12 protein-coding genes are annotated in these 15,349 nt (G+C 58.2%); 2 read left to right on the top strand and 10 right to left on the bottom strand.

The annotated features are described in order from the left end of the window. Positions 1-84 precede the first annotated feature (84 nt). From CORAM0001_RS10925 to aspS, 8 genes are all read right to left on the bottom strand, one after another. A complete protein-coding gene (locus tag CORAM0001_RS10925; protein WP_244262045.1) occupies positions 85-600 on the bottom strand; it encodes a prepilin peptidase in 516 nt (171 codons plus the stop codon). A gap of 122 nt (positions 601-722) precedes the next feature. After that, on the bottom strand, positions 723-1,538 hold the full coding sequence (locus CORAM0001_RS08825) for a shikimate dehydrogenase (RefSeq protein WP_005511499.1): 816 nt from the start codon (positions 1,536-1,538) through the stop codon (positions 723-725). 14 nt (positions 1,539-1,552) lie between these two features. Continuing rightward, the gene (gene mltG, locus CORAM0001_RS08820) at positions 1,553-2,779 is read right to left on the bottom strand and encodes an endolytic transglycosylase MltG (protein ID WP_005511472.1); all 1,227 of its coding nucleotides are present in this window, start codon (positions 2,777-2,779) and stop codon (positions 1,553-1,555) included. Between the two features lie 261 nt (positions 2,780-3,040). Beyond that, positions 3,041-3,544 (bottom strand): Holliday junction resolvase RuvX, encoded by a 504-nt coding sequence (gene ruvX, locus CORAM0001_RS08815; RefSeq protein WP_005511456.1) that lies wholly within the window; start codon positions 3,542-3,544, stop codon positions 3,041-3,043. 37 nt (positions 3,545-3,581) lie between these two features. Then, a complete protein-coding gene (alaS, locus tag CORAM0001_RS08810; protein WP_005511467.1) occupies positions 3,582-6,242 on the bottom strand; it encodes an alanine--tRNA ligase in 2,661 nt (886 codons plus the stop codon). Between the two features lie 128 nt (positions 6,243-6,370). After that, positions 6,371-7,696, bottom strand: a complete 1,326-nt coding sequence (locus CORAM0001_RS08805) for a replication-associated recombination protein A (RefSeq protein ID WP_244262044.1) — start codon at positions 7,694-7,696, stop codon at positions 6,371-6,373. 148 nt (positions 7,697-7,844) lie between these two features. Further along, positions 7,845-9,026, bottom strand: coding sequence for a phosphotransferase family protein (locus tag CORAM0001_RS08800; protein WP_005511458.1), 1,182 nt, complete (start codon positions 9,024-9,026; stop codon positions 7,845-7,847). Between the two features lie 147 nt (positions 9,027-9,173). After that, positions 9,174-11,003 carry an aspartate--tRNA ligase gene (aspS, locus tag CORAM0001_RS08795; protein WP_005511447.1) on the bottom strand — a complete coding sequence of 610 codons (1,830 nt, stop codon included), beginning with the start codon at positions 11,001-11,003 and terminating at the stop codon, positions 9,174-9,176. Between the two features lie 271 nt (positions 11,004-11,274). Here aspS and ypfJ point away from each other — a divergent pair, with 271 nt between their 5' ends. Continuing rightward, on the top strand, positions 11,275-12,162 hold the full coding sequence (gene ypfJ / locus CORAM0001_RS08790) for a KPN_02809 family neutral zinc metallopeptidase (protein WP_005511486.1): 888 nt from the start codon (positions 11,275-11,277) through the stop codon (positions 12,160-12,162). A 27-nt stretch (positions 12,163-12,189) separates the two neighbouring features. Here the strand turns inward: ypfJ and hisS are convergent, their stop codons facing one another. Together hisS and CORAM0001_RS08780 are read right to left on the bottom strand one after the other, a co-directional pair. Further along, the gene (gene hisS, locus CORAM0001_RS08785; RefSeq protein WP_005511464.1) at positions 12,190-13,473 is read right to left on the bottom strand and encodes a histidine--tRNA ligase; all 1,284 of its coding nucleotides are present in this window, start codon (positions 13,471-13,473) and stop codon (positions 12,190-12,192) included. A gap of 43 nt (positions 13,474-13,516) precedes the next feature. After that, positions 13,517-14,188 carry an MBL fold metallo-hydrolase gene (locus CORAM0001_RS08780; RefSeq protein WP_005511503.1) on the bottom strand — a complete coding sequence of 224 codons (672 nt, stop codon included), beginning with the start codon at positions 14,186-14,188 and terminating at the stop codon, positions 13,517-13,519. Positions 14,189-14,447: 259 nt separating this feature from the next. On the opposite strand from CORAM0001_RS08780, the gene CORAM0001_RS08775 reads away from it, so the two are divergent. Then, the gene (locus CORAM0001_RS08775) at positions 14,448-15,320 is read left to right on the top strand and encodes a peptidylprolyl isomerase (protein ID WP_208854658.1); all 873 of its coding nucleotides are present in this window, start codon (positions 14,448-14,450) and stop codon (positions 15,318-15,320) included. Positions 15,321-15,349 lie beyond the last annotated feature (29 nt).

Raw genomic sequence — 15,349 nt, 5'->3', positions numbered from 1 at the left:
ATGTCACGTTTGCCGTACTTCTTGTGCATTTGGGGGCATCCAAGTTTCAAATATGCCCCATTTCATCGCCCCTGGTTTACCGCTTCAGGGGACTTGTAGGTGCCCTCCGCTTATCCCCCACACAATGGCGGTTGCTGCAAGCATCGCAGGCCCATGAGGCACGCTCGCCGGCACAGGCGCTGTTTTCGCTTTACGACGGTCATCCCAACCCCGCTTTCCCGCGGTGGCTCCTGCCATGAGGAGAGTGAGTCCCGCAGCCAACAGAATTGCCACTGCAATCCAGATTGCTGCCGCCACTGGCTCACCCGATTCCAGACCGACAACGCCACCCAGAATTGCTGCGAGCTTCACATCTCCGGCCCCCATCGAGCGTGGGGTGATTATGAAGACTGCTAAATAGAGGCCAAACCAGAGGCCTATCCCTGTTCCTATGGCTGCGACTGCACTAGCGAGATCGTCAGCCAAGGTGCTCTTTTGCTGGAGCACCATTCCAGTGATCAATATCAGGCTCACTGCCCCTAGCACCAGCCACCAGTTCGGTAGTCTTCGCCGAGTCACATCTAACCAGCAGCCAATACCGCCCCAGCCGAGTACAAGCATCACGACTAGGAAATAGAAAACCCGGTCAAGGTAGACCGGGTCACTCCTGTGCTGTCCAATCGGAGACAGCCCTATCTCGGTTATTCCCCACCCCATAACTGTGGGATTGTAACGGGTGTGAGCTATTTCGGCAGCGCTGCGCGCATCGCCTCGACATCGGGAGTGCGTCCAGTGAACTGCTCAAACTGTCCCACCGCTTGATGTAGCAACATGGACAGTCCGCCGACCGCCTGTGTCCCTCCGCGTTCCGCTGCTTTCACAAGCGGGGTTGGCCAGGGATTGTAAATGACGTCGAGAATCTTCGGTGCTCGAGCGAGGTAACCAGCAACCGATTCAATTGCGGCTGACGGCACCGTGGAGACCAGCACGTCGGCATTGCCTGCAATATCTGCCAGGTTTGGAACATCAAAAGTCACCCAAACAAATTCCATCCCCAGCGCGGCAGCTAGCGGTTCAATGTCATATGCGCGCTCGGAGCGCGCTACTACGGTGACATGATTGACCCCCAGTTGCGACAGCGCCCAAAGTGCCGGTCGTGCCGTGCCACCGGCACCAACAACAACCGCGCGACCACGTGGTGCGTTCGTGCAGTCAATCTCGCGCAGTGCTCCCAATACGCCGTCACCGTCAGTGTTGTCGGCAAACCAGCCGGAATCACGACGGACCAGGGTGTTCGCTGAACCAATGAGCCGTGCGCGCTCACTGACTTCATCGGCGAAGTCCAGCGCGGCAAACTTGCCGGGCATCGTGACGGAAAACCCCTGGAAACTTGGGTCTGCGCCACCAACGACGTCGGCAAGCTCTTCGGCGTTGCAGCGAATGCGGTCGTAGTGCCAGTCATTCATTCCCGCAGCGCGGTAACCGGCGTTGTGAATAGCCGGCGAGTACGAGTGATCAATCGGATCTCCCAGCACGGCTGCGCGATGGGTTATAGGCATAGGAGTTCTACCTCTTAGCGGTTGGAATCCAGCACGCCATTGCTGCGAGACTCGTCGATAGCGGCCTCGTGCTCTTCGAAGGTCGTGCTAAAGACGGTATTTCCTTCCTTGTCCACCGTGACAAAGTACAGCCAGGTGCCGTCAGCCGGATTTTCCATGGCACGAATCGCCTCGATGGAAGGCGAAGCAATCGGGGTTTCCGGCAACCCTTCCTTGGCGTAGGTGTTCCACGCGGTCTTTCGCGCGCGGTCCTCATCCGTGGTTGCGATTTCCTGATCTTGCAGGTCGTAGTTGACTGTCGAGTCGAACTGCAGCTGCATCGGTTCGTCCAAACGGTTCAGAATAACGCGAGCAACCTTGTCGAAGTCGCCATCTGGCGACTCCATCTGAATCAAAGAAGCTGCGGTAATCAGCTCGTATGGAGACAGACCAACCATGTCCGCTGAAGCCATGATCCCTGTGTCCTCATAGTTCTTCACCGATTCCTTGACCAATTTTGCCAGCATCTGTTCGGGCGTCTGCTGCGGGTCAAGGTGATGAATACCCGGCGTAATGAGTCCCTCAAGACGACGAGGGTCGTTGCCACGCGCAGCTACCGCGTCCCGTGCCCATTCTGGAACACCGAGCGCGGCCAAATCGGCTTCGCCAGCAGCACGTTCGAGATCGGCCTTGGACACGCAGTCATTGTCCTCAACACAAGTGGCCTCTGAAATAAGCGAGAAGATTCCCTTACGTACATCCGATGAGGACACAATGCGGGTATCGGCAAAACGGGCGCCAGTCGGAATGTCAACGGTACCGACCTGATTTTCGACATCCAGGAGAGCCTCGACGGTCTCGTCGGCCTTCATCCGCTGGTGGAGTCGGTAGAAACCCGGCTGCAATTCACTTGAATGAGAGTTTTCATTCGCGGCCTGGATGAACGCACGGGAAGACTTGACAACGCCGCTTTCCACCAATTGGTTGGACAAATCAGTAAGTGATGTTCCTTCACTGACCTCGACAATCGTCAATGGACCCTCAGCTTTGCCGTCGTAATCGTCAACAATGCCCCCACGATTCCAGACGAGGCCAATCACTCCGAGGACCAACACGCATAACAGAACAGAAGTCACATTGATTGCCACTGCCGTTTGGCGGTGACGAACTCGAGGCTTTGTCCCACCGCTGCGAGCACCAGAGCGGTCCCCGTCGGCACCGCCGTTACCAGTGCGGCGCGCAGTCTGCGCGTCTTTACTCATCAATAATCTCCTCGAATGCAACTCACTCTCCCATCGGTATCAGCAAAAAGTCTTCCCATTTGGGTACGACACGCGACTGATAACGACTGGTGCGACATAGCTTTACGACGAAGTCGTAGCACTAGGTTGCATTGTAGGTGTGAATCGCCACTTCAACTTTTCAAATCCTATGCACGCAGAGACGTGCATAGGTATTACACACTTAATAATTGCGCAAAGGCGGGTGAATTGTCACCTTTCGGTAACTTTTGTGTGCCCCCCCTAGTCGGTAATTCCGTCCAAGGCTTTTGCCCGTCTGTCCAACCAGGACTGCAGAATTTCTACTGCCGCAGCCTGGTCAATAATCTTCCGCCCGGACTTAACATCAATACCTGCTGCGTGCAGCCGCGATTGGGCCATTACCGTCGTCATCCGCTCGTCGGCGTAATGGACTACGACGCGGTCACCGAGTCGACGCTGCAGCCGGAATCCAACGTCAGTAGCTTTCCGCGCAGAAGTCCCGAATGAGCCGTCGAGCATAAGGGGCATGCCGACAACAATCTCGACGACCTCAAGTTCAGTGGCAAGTTCCACGAGCCGGTCAATATCCGGCCCGTCAGGATCTTTTCGCCCCGTTGCTCGAGTGACTGTTTCAACTGGGGTCGCCAGGATGCAGTCGGGGTCCGAGACCGCGACACCAACGCGGACATCCCCGACGTCAATTCCGAGCCGTCGACCCCTACCGGGATCATCCTGGCCGGGGGTGTCAATGCGGGGCTTAGCCATTCTTTACTGCTCTTCCGTTAGCACAGCCGTTTATTGACTACTTGGACAGTTCGGCCTCAACAGCGGCCAATGCCGCGTCGATACCGGAGGCATCAGAGCCGGAGCCCTGTGCCATTGCCGGTTTACCGCCGCCCTTGCCGCCGACCTCGGCACCCATTAGCTTCACCAAATCGCCGGCCTTAATACCGCGATTGACGGCTTCATCCGAAACCGAGGCCGCAAACGGAACCTTGCCGCTGGCGTTGGAAATCAGCGCAATGACGCTTGGGCGATCCCCAAGTCGCTTCGCCAAGTCATTAGCCAGCGAACGGATGTCCTTCATCTCCGTACCGTCGGGAAGCTTAAGGCCGAGGTAGGTGACATCGCCGATGGTGCGAGCGGACTCCAGGTGAGACGCAGCATTGGCCAGCAGCTGGCCGGCCTTGAAATCAGCGAGCTGCTTCTCTGCAGCCTTCAGCTTCTCAGCCAGTGCTGCAATGCGGTCTGGCAGCTCAGCAGACGGAGCCTTGAATTCAGTGGCCAGTCGCTCAGCCAGGAGGCGTTCAGTGGACAGGTAGCGGAAGGAATCCATACCCGAGTAGGCCTCAATTCGGCGCACGCCCGATCCGACAGAAGACTCGCCCAGCACAGCTACCGGACCAATCTGCGAGGAATGCGAAACATGAGTACCGCCACACAGCTCAATTGAGAACGGGCCTCCGACCTCGACAACGCGGACGATGTCGCCGTAGTTCTCATTGAACAATGCCATGGCGCCCGTGGCCTTGGCCTCTTCCAACGGCATCTCGGCAGTATTGACAGCCCAGTCGTTGTCGACAGCCTCATTGGTAATCTGCTCAATCTCACGGAGCTGTTCCGGTGTGAGCTGCTCACCGTACTTGAAGTCGAAACGGAGGTAGCCCGGCTTATTCATGGAACCAGCCTGAGTTACAGTATCCCCCAGTACCTGACGCAGAGCACCGTGAATCAAGTGAGTTGCAGTGTGTGCCTGACGAGCACCGTGACGCCACTGCTCGTCGACCAAAGCTTCAGCGGACACTCCTGGAGTGAACTCACCGGCGGTGACGATGCCCTTGTGTAGCCACAGCTTCTTGCCCACCTTTTGGACATCGTTGATGTGGACCACAGCGCCGGAATCAGTCACGATGCGACCGCGGTCAGCCAGCTGGCCTCCGGCCTCGGCGTAGAGCGGAGTGCGATCGAGGATAACCTCAATCTCATCGCCCTCTGCGGCAAACGACTGCTTCTGGCCATCAGCAATGATGCCGAGAATCGTGGATTCGTCGGCAAGCCGATCGTAACCAGTGAAGGACGTCGGGTGTTCATCGATGAACTCGCGGTAGACGTGCAGGTCGGTGTGCGACTGCTTCTTTGCCTGGCTATCGGCCTTCGCACGCGCACGCTGCTCAGCCATCTCGCGATCGAATTCCTCACGGTCGATGGTCAGGCCAGCTTCTTCGGCCATTTCGATGGTCAGGTCGATTGGGAAGCCGTGGGTGTCATGCAGGGTGAAGGCATCGTGCCCGGATAGAACGGTTTTCCCCTCTGCCTTGGCCTTGGTGGCAGCGCGCTCGAAAAGCTCTTCACCGGCAGACAGCGTCTTGGTGAAGGCCTTTTCCTCGGCGACGGCGACGCGGCGAATACGGTTCCAGTTCTCCGCGATCTCTGGGTACGACGGGGTCATGGTCTCGGCCGCAATACCAATCAGCTTCTCCAGTACCGGACCGTTAGCGCCCAGCAGGCGCGCAGAGCGGATAATGCGGCGCAGCAGGCGACGCAGGATATAGCCACGATCGGAGTTCGACGGAGTGACACCGTCAAGCATCAGCATCAATCCGGTGCGGCTGTGGTCAGCGATGACGCGGAAACGGATGTTGTCCTGGTGGTTCGAGCTGTACTTCGAACCGGTAAGCTTCTCCGCCTCATCGATAACCGGACGCAGAAGGTCGGTTTCGTACACGTTGTCGACACCCTGCAGCAGGAAAGCAACGCGCTCGATACCCATACCGGTATCGATGTTCTTCTTCGGCAGCGGGCCAAGAATCTCGAAAGAGTCCTTGCCTGTTCCTTCGCCACGCTCGTTTTCCATGAAGACGAGGTTCCAAATCTCGATGTAGCGATCCTCGTCCGCCTCTGGGCCACCATCAGCACCGTACTCCGGGCCGCGGTCGTAGAAAATCTCTGAGCACGGACCACACGGGCCAGGCACACCCATAGACCAGTAGTTGTCCGCCATACCTCGGCGCTGAATGCGCTCCTCCGGCACGCCAACCTTCTCATGCCAGATGTCATGGGCCTCATCGTCATCGAGGTAAACTGTCACCCACAGCTTCTCAGCCGGGATGCCAAAGCCGCCGTCCTCAACAGCACCAGTCAGAAGGCTCCATGCATGAGTGATGGCACCTTCCTTGAAGTAATTTCCGAATGAGAAGTTACCCGCCATCTGGAAGAAGGTGTTGTGGCGGGTGGTGATACCCACCTCTTCAATGTCCAGTGTGCGCACGCACTTCTGAATTGAGGTCGCGGTGGAGAAGTCCGGAGTCTCATTGCCGAGGAAGTAGGGCTTGAACGGCACCATGCCGGCATTAACAAACAGCAGGTTCGGGTCATCCAAAACCAGAGAGGCGCTGGGGACCTCGGTGTGTCCCGCCTTTACGAAATGCTGGATGAAGCGATTTCGAATTTCATGAGTCTGCACGGTGTTCTACTTCCTCGTTTCACGTCGAGCGTCCGAGATGTTTAATACAAAACTAGCAGTCTACCCGCTCGGTTCGAGCAACTTTAAAACCACCCCACCGGCACCCCGTAGATTCCAACCGATCTCGCCTACTTCGATTTCCGGCGCCTCCCCCGGATAATTCGGCGAATGCGTCCGAGGTATTCAGCCATGCCGTTTTCACGACCGTGGTTGGATGGGACGAAATAATCAGTGCCCACCAACTGGTCTGGTGGATACTGTTGGGCAACAACGCCCATGGGGTCATTGTGCGGGTAGATATAGTCCACCGCGTGGCCAAGATCCTTAGCCCCGCTGTAATGTCCGTCGCGCAAATGCGGTGGCACCGGCCCGGTCTTCCCGGAACGTACATCCTTCAACGCCCCGTCGATAGCGCTTATGACCGAATTGGATTTTGGTGCCGTGGCCAAGTGAATCGTGGCCTGCGCCAGCGTCAGCCGGGCTTCCGGCATCCCTATCAAGGCAACTGCCTGCGCCGCGGCGACGGCGGTTTGCAGAGCTGTCGGGTCGGCCATACCGATGTCTTCGCTGGCCAAAATTACGATTCGGCGGGCAATAAACCGTGGGTCTTCCCCACCCTCAATCATCCGCGCCAGGTAATGCAGGGCAGCATCGACATCAGATCCGCGAACGGACTTAATAAACGCGCTGGTGACGTCGTAATGCTGGTCGCCATCGCGGTCATAGCGAACCACGGCCCGGTTGATCGAATTGGCAAGCGACTCGGCGGTAATCTGCTCACCATCGGCTACGGCTTCCGCGGCTGCCTCGAGGTACGTGAGGGAACGACGGGCATCACCAGCTGCCAGCGCAATGAGCTGTTTGCGTGCATCGTCTGTCATACTGACGCGACCATTGAGGCCTCGCTCATCAGTAAGTGCTCGATCAATGAGCGTGCCGACGGCTCCGTCATCCAGTGGCTGCAACTGCAACAGAAGTGACCGACTGAGCAACGGGGACACCACCGAGAAGGATGGGTTTTCCGTCGTTGCCGCGACGAGAAGGACAATCCGGTTTTCCACGGCACTCAACAGGGCATCCTGCTGAGTCTTGGAAAAACGGTGCACCTCGTCGATGAAGAGCACCGTTTGAATGCCCTGGTTAACGAGTGTGCGACGAGCAGTATCGATAACCGCACGCACTTCCTTCACCCCGGCATTAAGCGCGGAAAGCGCTTCAAAGTGTCGTCCAGTCGCCGCGGAAATCAAACTGGCGAGAGTGGTCTTGCCTGTTCCAGGAGGGCCGAACAGAATAACGGAGGTGTCGCCGCCACCTTCAACCAGACGGCGCAACGGTGCTCCGGGGGCTAACAGGTGGTCTTGACCAACGACTTCATCGAGGTTTCGCGGTCGCATTCGAACCGCCAATGGCGCGTGTGCACCTGGGTGAAAATAGGCGCTCGCATCGGAGTTCAGGCCAGTGCTTCCTGGCCCCGCACTCCGACCTTGGCTCTTGGCCGCTGTAGGGCTGGTGACCGAAGACTCGTCGAAAAGCCCTGGTGCGTCATCGGCGGAGCCGTTTGCACCGCCTGACGGCAGCTTATTCGGATCCGCCACGTGTGCCCTAGCCTTCCTCTTCCTCTAAGAAATCAATTACAGCATGCGCGAACTGTTCCAGCTCGTCGGCACGATCGTCCTCACACTTATGGGCGAACTGCGCAATGGCGCGAGCCGTGTTAGCCATGTCGCGCCGCTCCAGTGCTGAGCCGCCAACTTCCGGTTTCAGATCCGTGCGTCCTTCATGCCCCACCCACAGCGCTTGCTTCGGAGAACCGAAGAAGGAAACCGTTGCAGAGATGAAAAACCAACCGAGCAACGCCGCAGCAATGAACGCCATCAAACGGCGGTCGCTCGTGCCGCGATACCAATGGTCACGAATCTCTTCCATCCAGGCACGGACAAACACGTCTACCTCTGCCTCAGATGGGCGCTCCACGAAAACGTGCAGCGGGAAGCCCGCGACGACGCTGGCCACGTCGAAGATGACATCGCGGTAACCAGCCCACTCATAGTCGAGGAACTGGACCTTGTCCGCCAGCAGAATATTGTCCGGGGCGAGGTCAAACGGCGTAAACGCCCTATGCGTGCCCTTCTCAATTCGACGAGCAGCATCCTCGCCGAAAGAGCGCACAGCGTCGGGAACAGGAATGCCGGAACCCTCGATAGCTCGCATGCCAAAGCGAATTCCCGACACAATGCCGTGGTCACGCGCCTCGAGTGCCTCGCGATCGACCTTGTTCTTCACCCACATACGACGACGCAGGGTCTCAAACCCCTCTTCGCGGGTGTGCGTGTGAATATGCATCCGCCCCAGCGACGCGCCGAGGCTGCGGAACGCGCGCAATCGACGCTCTTCATCGCCACGAAAGAGTACGTCCGCAAGAGTTTCCACGACACCGACGTCGCTGAGAACCAAAAGCTGCTTTGAAACATCGTAAGCAAGAAGCTGAGGCCCCGGGCGAACGTCGTCAGGCAGCGTATTGATGAACTGGTACGCCACAACTTCCCGTAAAACGGCAGGATCGACGTCGTCAGTCGTCCTAGGAATCTGCTTTACGACGACCGTGCGCTCCTGCATAAAGGGATTTGTGGCGACCCGCACGCGGACAACCAAAGCGTTTGACTGGCCTGTAAGTACTTCTGGATCCGACAACACTGGAGTGCCGCCGAATCGTGCGGAAAGCAGTGTCTCTGCATCTTTAACTACGCTGTCAACCTCTGCTGCAGCGTCGTCCGAGTACTCCATTGAATGCCCTTTCAATGAGCCAGTTTCAGTCAGGCGATACGGATGGTGTGTTGTGGCCCGTACCGCCTTGGTTAGGAGGAATTGATCCCGCTCGCGCTGTCCAAGCTGGAGTGGCAGATCACATTCCTCGCAATGTGATTTCTTTGTTTACTTGCTGTCGCCTGCGTCGGCTGCCGCCTTAGCGCCATCTGCCTTCGGCTTTGGCTTCGGCTTGAAGTCGATACCGGTCTCCTTGCGCTGCTGAGCGGTAATCGGAGTCGGGGCGTCAGTCAACGGGTCAACGCCGCCACCGGACTTCGGGAAGGCGATAACTTCGCGAATGGAGTCAACGCCGGCCAACAGGGAAACGATACGGTCCCAACCGAATGCAATACCACCGTGCGGCGGAGCGCCGTACTGGAAGGCGTCCAGCAGGAATCCGAACTGCTCCTGTGCCTCTTCCTCGCCGATGCCCATAACGTCGAAGACGCGCTTCTGAACATCTGGGCGGTGAATACGAATGGAGCCGCCACCAATTTCGTTGCCGTTGCAGACGATGTCGTAGGCGTAAGCCAGAGCGTTACCAGGATCCTTGTCGAAGGTATCCATATGCTCCGGCTTCGGCGAGGTGAAGGCGTGGTGCACAGCAGTCCACTGGGAGTGGCCCAGGGCAACGTCACCGGAAGCAGTGGCGTCGGCAGCCGGCTCAAACAACGGTGCGTCGACGACCCAGGTGAATGCCCAGTCGCCTTCCTTGATCAGGCCGAGCTTCTTGGCAATCTCTCCACGAGCGGCACCCAGCAGTGCACGGGAGCTCTTAGCGTCACCGGCAGCGAAGAAGATGCAGTCACCGGGCTTCGCGCCGACGTGCGCCGCGATACCTTCACGCTCTGCGTCAGTAATGTTCTTGGCGACCGGGCCGCCCAGAGTGCCGTCCTCCCCAACGAGGATGTAGGCCAGGCCCTTTGCGCCGCGCTGGCGGGCCCAATCCTGCCAGGCGTCGAGCTGACGACGAGGCTGCGAAGCGCCTCCGTCCATCACGACCGCACCGACGTAGTCGTTCTGGAAGACGCGGAAAGTGGTGTCCTTGAAGAACTCGGTGCACTCCACCAGCGGAATGTCGAAGCGCAAGTCCGGCTTGTCAGAACCGTACTTCTCCATGGCCTCCTTGAAGGTCATGCGTGGAATCGGAGTCTGAACAGTGACACCGGCCTCGGCGAAGATAGCAACCAGAATCTCTTCTGCCAGCGCAATGACATCGTCCTGCTCGGCGAAGCTCATCTCAACGTCGAGCTGAGTGAACTCCGGCTGGCGGTCAGCGCGGAAGTCCTCATCGCGGTAGCAGCGGGCGATCTGGTAGTAGCGCTCCATGCCCGCGACCATAAGCAGCTGCTTGAACAGCTGCGGGGACTGCGGCAGTGCGTAGAAAGTGCCCGGCTTCAAACGAGCCGGCACCACGAAGTCACGAGCGCCTTCCGGCGTAGAGCGAGTCAACGTCGGAGTCTCAATTTCCGTGAAGTCGTGACTGTCCAGCACCTTACGGGCTGCGCGGTTGACCGCCGCACGGAGACGCATAATCTTGGCCGGGCCTTCACGGCGCAGGTCTAGGTAGCGGTACTTCAGGCGGGCTTCTTCGCCCACAGTGCCAGAAGTTCCAACATCCTCGAGCTGGAACGGCAATGCCGCCGACTCGTTGAGGATGGTCAGCTCCGTGACATTGACCTCAATTTCACCCGATGCCAGGTTCGGGTTTTCGGAGCCCTCCGGGCGCTTTTCAACGACACCGGTGACCTGAATGCAGTACTCGCTGCGCAGGTGGTGTGCACGCTCAGCAACTTCGCTGTTGCGGAACACAACCTGAGCGTAACCGGAGCGGTCACGCATGTCGATAAAGATCACGCCACCATGGTCACGGCGGCGTCCTACCCAACCGGTCAGGGTTACTGTGCTGCCGGCGAGGTCAGCGCGGAGGTCTCCGGCAAGATGCGTACGAAGCACTGCGAATTGGTCCTTCCAAAATTGGTGCTATAGGGATTAACGCTGTGGATAGCGGTTTCGTCCGTGTAGTCTACCTTGAAGCCATAAAGGTGAGAAGAAGACCCCAGCTATTTTGCCTATTACCAGTCATCGCCTTGGGTTTACCTCGGGCTTCATGTACTCACTTAGACAAGTATTTTCGTAGGCCCTGACGTTGACTTACATACGGAAACTTTGACGCAGCGCTATTCAATGGCCCGTTTTCCGCACCCTTTGCAATAGTCTTACTCCTATGACCTTCCGGAATGACTTCCAAAAGAGCTCGGCTCGTGCCGAGCGACGCTCGGGCGGTGGCCGCGCTATTGCAGTAGGCGGCGGCGGCATCGGCGGCCTTGTCCTCATTGGCCTGTACTTACTTCTCGGCGGTGACCCGGGACAATTGGGACAGCTGACGGGTGCCCAGAACAACCAGTCCTCACAAACTGCACAGCAGTCCCCTGGTGAGGATCCTTGCAAGACCGGCGAAGATGCCAACAGCCGCATCGATTGCCGCATGGAATTCACCGGTATTTCGGTCGACCGAGTCTGGGAAGAACAGCTCCCCGCACAGGCTGGCATCGAGTACACGAACCCAGGTCTAGTCCTCTTTGAAGGCTCCACTCAGTCGGGCTGTGGCGCAGCGTCCTCATCCACCGGCCCGTTCTACTGCCCCGCCGATCAAACGGCCTACTTCGACACGGAGTTCTTTAGCACCCTGGAGCGCATGGGCGGAGGCAACGGGCCTCTCGCACAGGAATACGTCGTGGCCCACGAATTCGGACATCACATCCAGAAGTTGGAGGGCACCCTCGGCCGCAGCAACTACAACGAACCGGGCCCCGATTCCGACGCTGTAAAGATCGAGCTGCAGGCCGACTGCTACGCGGGAATCTGGGCTCATTACGCGGACAAGGGGCCGGACGCAATCCTCGAACCGCTTTCCGACGAGCAGGTTGCCGATGCCCTCAAAACTACAAAGGCCATTGGCGATGACACCATCCAGCAGCATTCCGGCGGTGGTGTTCAACCGGACTCCTGGACCCACGGCTCGGCCGAGCAGCGCACGAAGGCATTCCTCACCGGCTACAAGTCAGGAAAGATGTCTCAGTGCGACACTCTCGAGCGCGGCGTCTACAGCTAGACTCCGCACTCAACAAATGCGCGTTTCCTAGATGCGCGACTGCAGCTCCTGAACCAGTGCATCTAGGGCCACTGCGTGCTGCTCGTGGGACTCGAGGTTCTTCAGCTGAACCTCGCCCGCGGCCAATTCAGACTCGCCGAGGACCAACGCAAATCGGGCTCCAGCGCGATCGGCGCCCTTCATTGCCCCCTTCAGACCGCGGCCACCGTAGGACATATCCGCGCGGATACCCGCTTGACGCAGCTTATTGATCTGCAGCGCCATAGCGTGAGCGGCTTCTTCACCGAGCGCAACACCATAGACGTCGACGCGTCGACCATCGCTGGCCTGCTTGCTCTCTGCTTCCAGTGCGAGCAGCGCGCGATCTACACCCAAACCAAAGCCAATTCCCGACAGCTCTTGGCCGCCGAGCTGCGCCATCAGCCCGTCGTAGCGACCACCGCCACCGATACCCGACTGAGCACCCAGGCCGTCGTGAACAAACTCGAAGCACGTCTTGGTGTAATAGTCCAGTCCGCGCACCATTCGAGGATTGATGACATAGGGCACCCTCATGTCATCCAACAGTCCAGTCACAGCTTCAAAGTGACTGCGAGCGCTGTCAGAAAGGTGGTCCAGCATCAGCGGTGCGTCGGCAAGCATTTCCTGCATTTCCGGTCGCTTATCGTCGAGGACGCGCAGCGGGTTGATGTTTGCACGGTGGCGCGTTTCCTCATCCAGAGGCAGGTCAAACAAAAATTCCTGCAGCTTAGCGCGGTACTCAGAGCGACAGGTGTTGTCACCGAGGCTTGTCAGCTCAAGCCGGAATCCTTCCAGGCCGATGCCGCGGAAACATGCGTCGGCAAGCGCGATGACCTCAGCGTCCAGCGCAGGATCATCGATGCCGATCGCCTCTACGCCTACCTGCTGCAACTGACGGTAACGGCCTGCCTGTGGGCGTTCATAGCGAAAGAACGGCCCCGCGTAGGAGAGCTTGACCGGCAACTGACCGCGGTCCAGATTGTGCTCAATGACCGCGCGCATCACGCCCGCGGTACCCTCCGGGCGCAGGGTGACCGAGCGGTCGCCGCGGTCGGCGAACGTGTACATCTCCTTGGTGACGACGTCCGTCGATTCACCTACACCGCGTGCAAAAAGTCCGGTTTCCTCGAAAATTGGCAGCTCAATGTGCTCATAGCCCGCAAGTCGTGCGCGGTGCTGGAATGAGTTTCGCACCGCCTCGAATTCGCGGGAGACCGGCGGGACATAATCCGGTACGCCCTTGGGCGCGGAGAATGGCTTCAACTTCTTTGGCTTCTGGCTAGAGTTCACTCCGCTAACTCTACCTGCCAACTCTCACGACGTGTCAGCCAGGCTAGGTGAGGTTTTGCAGGAACGGGTTGGTCGCGCGCTCCTCGCCTATCGACGATGCGGAGCCATGGCCCGGAAGAATCATAAGGTCATCCGCCAGCGGGAGGACCTTATCCTTCAACGACTGCTGCATGTGCTCCGGACTACTGCCCGGCAAATCTACGCGACCAATAGCTCCCTTAAAGAGGACGTCCCCGCTGAAGATAATCTCATCTTCCCCATCGGAAGCGCGCAGCATTACGCATCCCGGAGAGTGACCCGGTGCGTGAATGACTTCGAAATTCAACCCTGCCCACTTTACTTCGTCGCCATCCTCGAAGAAATCGGCTTTTGTATAAGCCTGCATAGAATCGATGTCAAAGAGGTGTCCGAAAGAAGAACCGCCAAGTTTCGGATTGGCCAGCAACACATTGTCGCTTTCGTGAATGAAGACGGGGATACCCCAGAAGTCGGCGGCCTCCGCGACATCGCGGACGTGGTCGATATGACCATGGGTAAGCAGAATTGCTTCCGGCTTCCAATCTCGCTTCTCAACCTCGCCGCGGATTATCTCGAGCGCTCCCATGCCCGGGTCGATAATGACACATGGGGTGGACAGGCCGTCCATTTCCGGAGCGCCTGTTGCCACGTAGCAGTTGGTCTGAAAAGGGCCGGCTGCGAAACCAAATATCTCCATGCCGTCCCATTGTAACGATTCTGTACATCCCCCGGCAGGCTACTTACAACTTCCGACAACAGGAAACGAGCACCTTTCCCCTTGCGCCTTGGCCTGTCATCTCGCAAATGAGACGCGATACCGGGCATAATAGTCGTTTGTGTATGCGACAGTGACCGACTGAGCGTTCGCCTCTGTTTCGGTCACTTTCGATGGGCAAGATTGCCCGCTGGCGTTCCGTCACCGGCAATCGATGACTAAGAGATACGGAGAGTAACTAGTGGCAAACAATGAGCAAAGGCGCAAAGATGCGATGCGGACGCTCGAGCGCGAACTGAAGCGCCGTGCGCGTGCCGAGAAGCTGAAGCCACTGGGCGTTGTCGTAACCACTTTGGCTATCCTGCTCTTTATCGGTGGCGGAATCTACCTGCTGACCACGGCTGGCGGCGCTGACGACAATGAGGCCGCTGATGAATCCACGACTCCAGTCGAACCTGCAGCCCTGACAGCTACTCCCGTCAGCGGTGAAAAGGTTCCGATGAAGCGCTCTTTCCCGCTTCCGGAAACCGTGAGCTGTGACTACCCGGATGATGGCGAGGCATCGAAGGACATCGATAAGCCAGCTACCGACAACGTTCCCGCCACTGGCACTGTAACCATCACTCTGAAGACTAACCAGGGCGACATTCCGATGGAGCTGGACCGCGCTATTTCACCTTGCGGCGTCAATGCAATTGAGCACATGGCTAAGTCCGACTACTTCAACGACACCGTGTGCCACCGTATTACCGGTGGTGGCCTGAACGTTCTGCAGTGTGGCGACCCGACTGGTACCGGTACCGGTGGCCCGGGCTTCAAGTTCGCTGGCGAGTGGCCGGTCAAGGATTCTGGCCTGGATCAGAACACCCCGTTGGTGTACCCGAAGGGCTCTATCGCCATGGCAAACCCGAGCGACCCGGATGCCAACGGCAGCCAGTTCTTCCTCAACTGGGCAGATTCTCAGCTGCCTCCGCAGTACACCGTGCTTGGCTCCATGACTGACGAGGGCACCAAGACGGTTGCGGACATTGCGAAGAACGGTATCGAGGGTGGCGGTACCTCTGACGGTAAGCCAGCCAAGGAAGTCCGTATTGAGAAGGCGGAAGTCAAGTAGCTGACTCAACTAACTGATTGAGAAATTAA

This window comes from Corynebacterium amycolatum SK46, from assembly GCF_000173655.1.
Taxonomy (GTDB): Bacteria; Actinomycetota; Actinomycetes; order Mycobacteriales; family Mycobacteriaceae; genus Corynebacterium; species Corynebacterium amycolatum_A.
The sequence above is the reverse complement of the archived record's forward strand: the minus strand, read 5'-3'. Positions and strand labels throughout refer to the sequence as shown.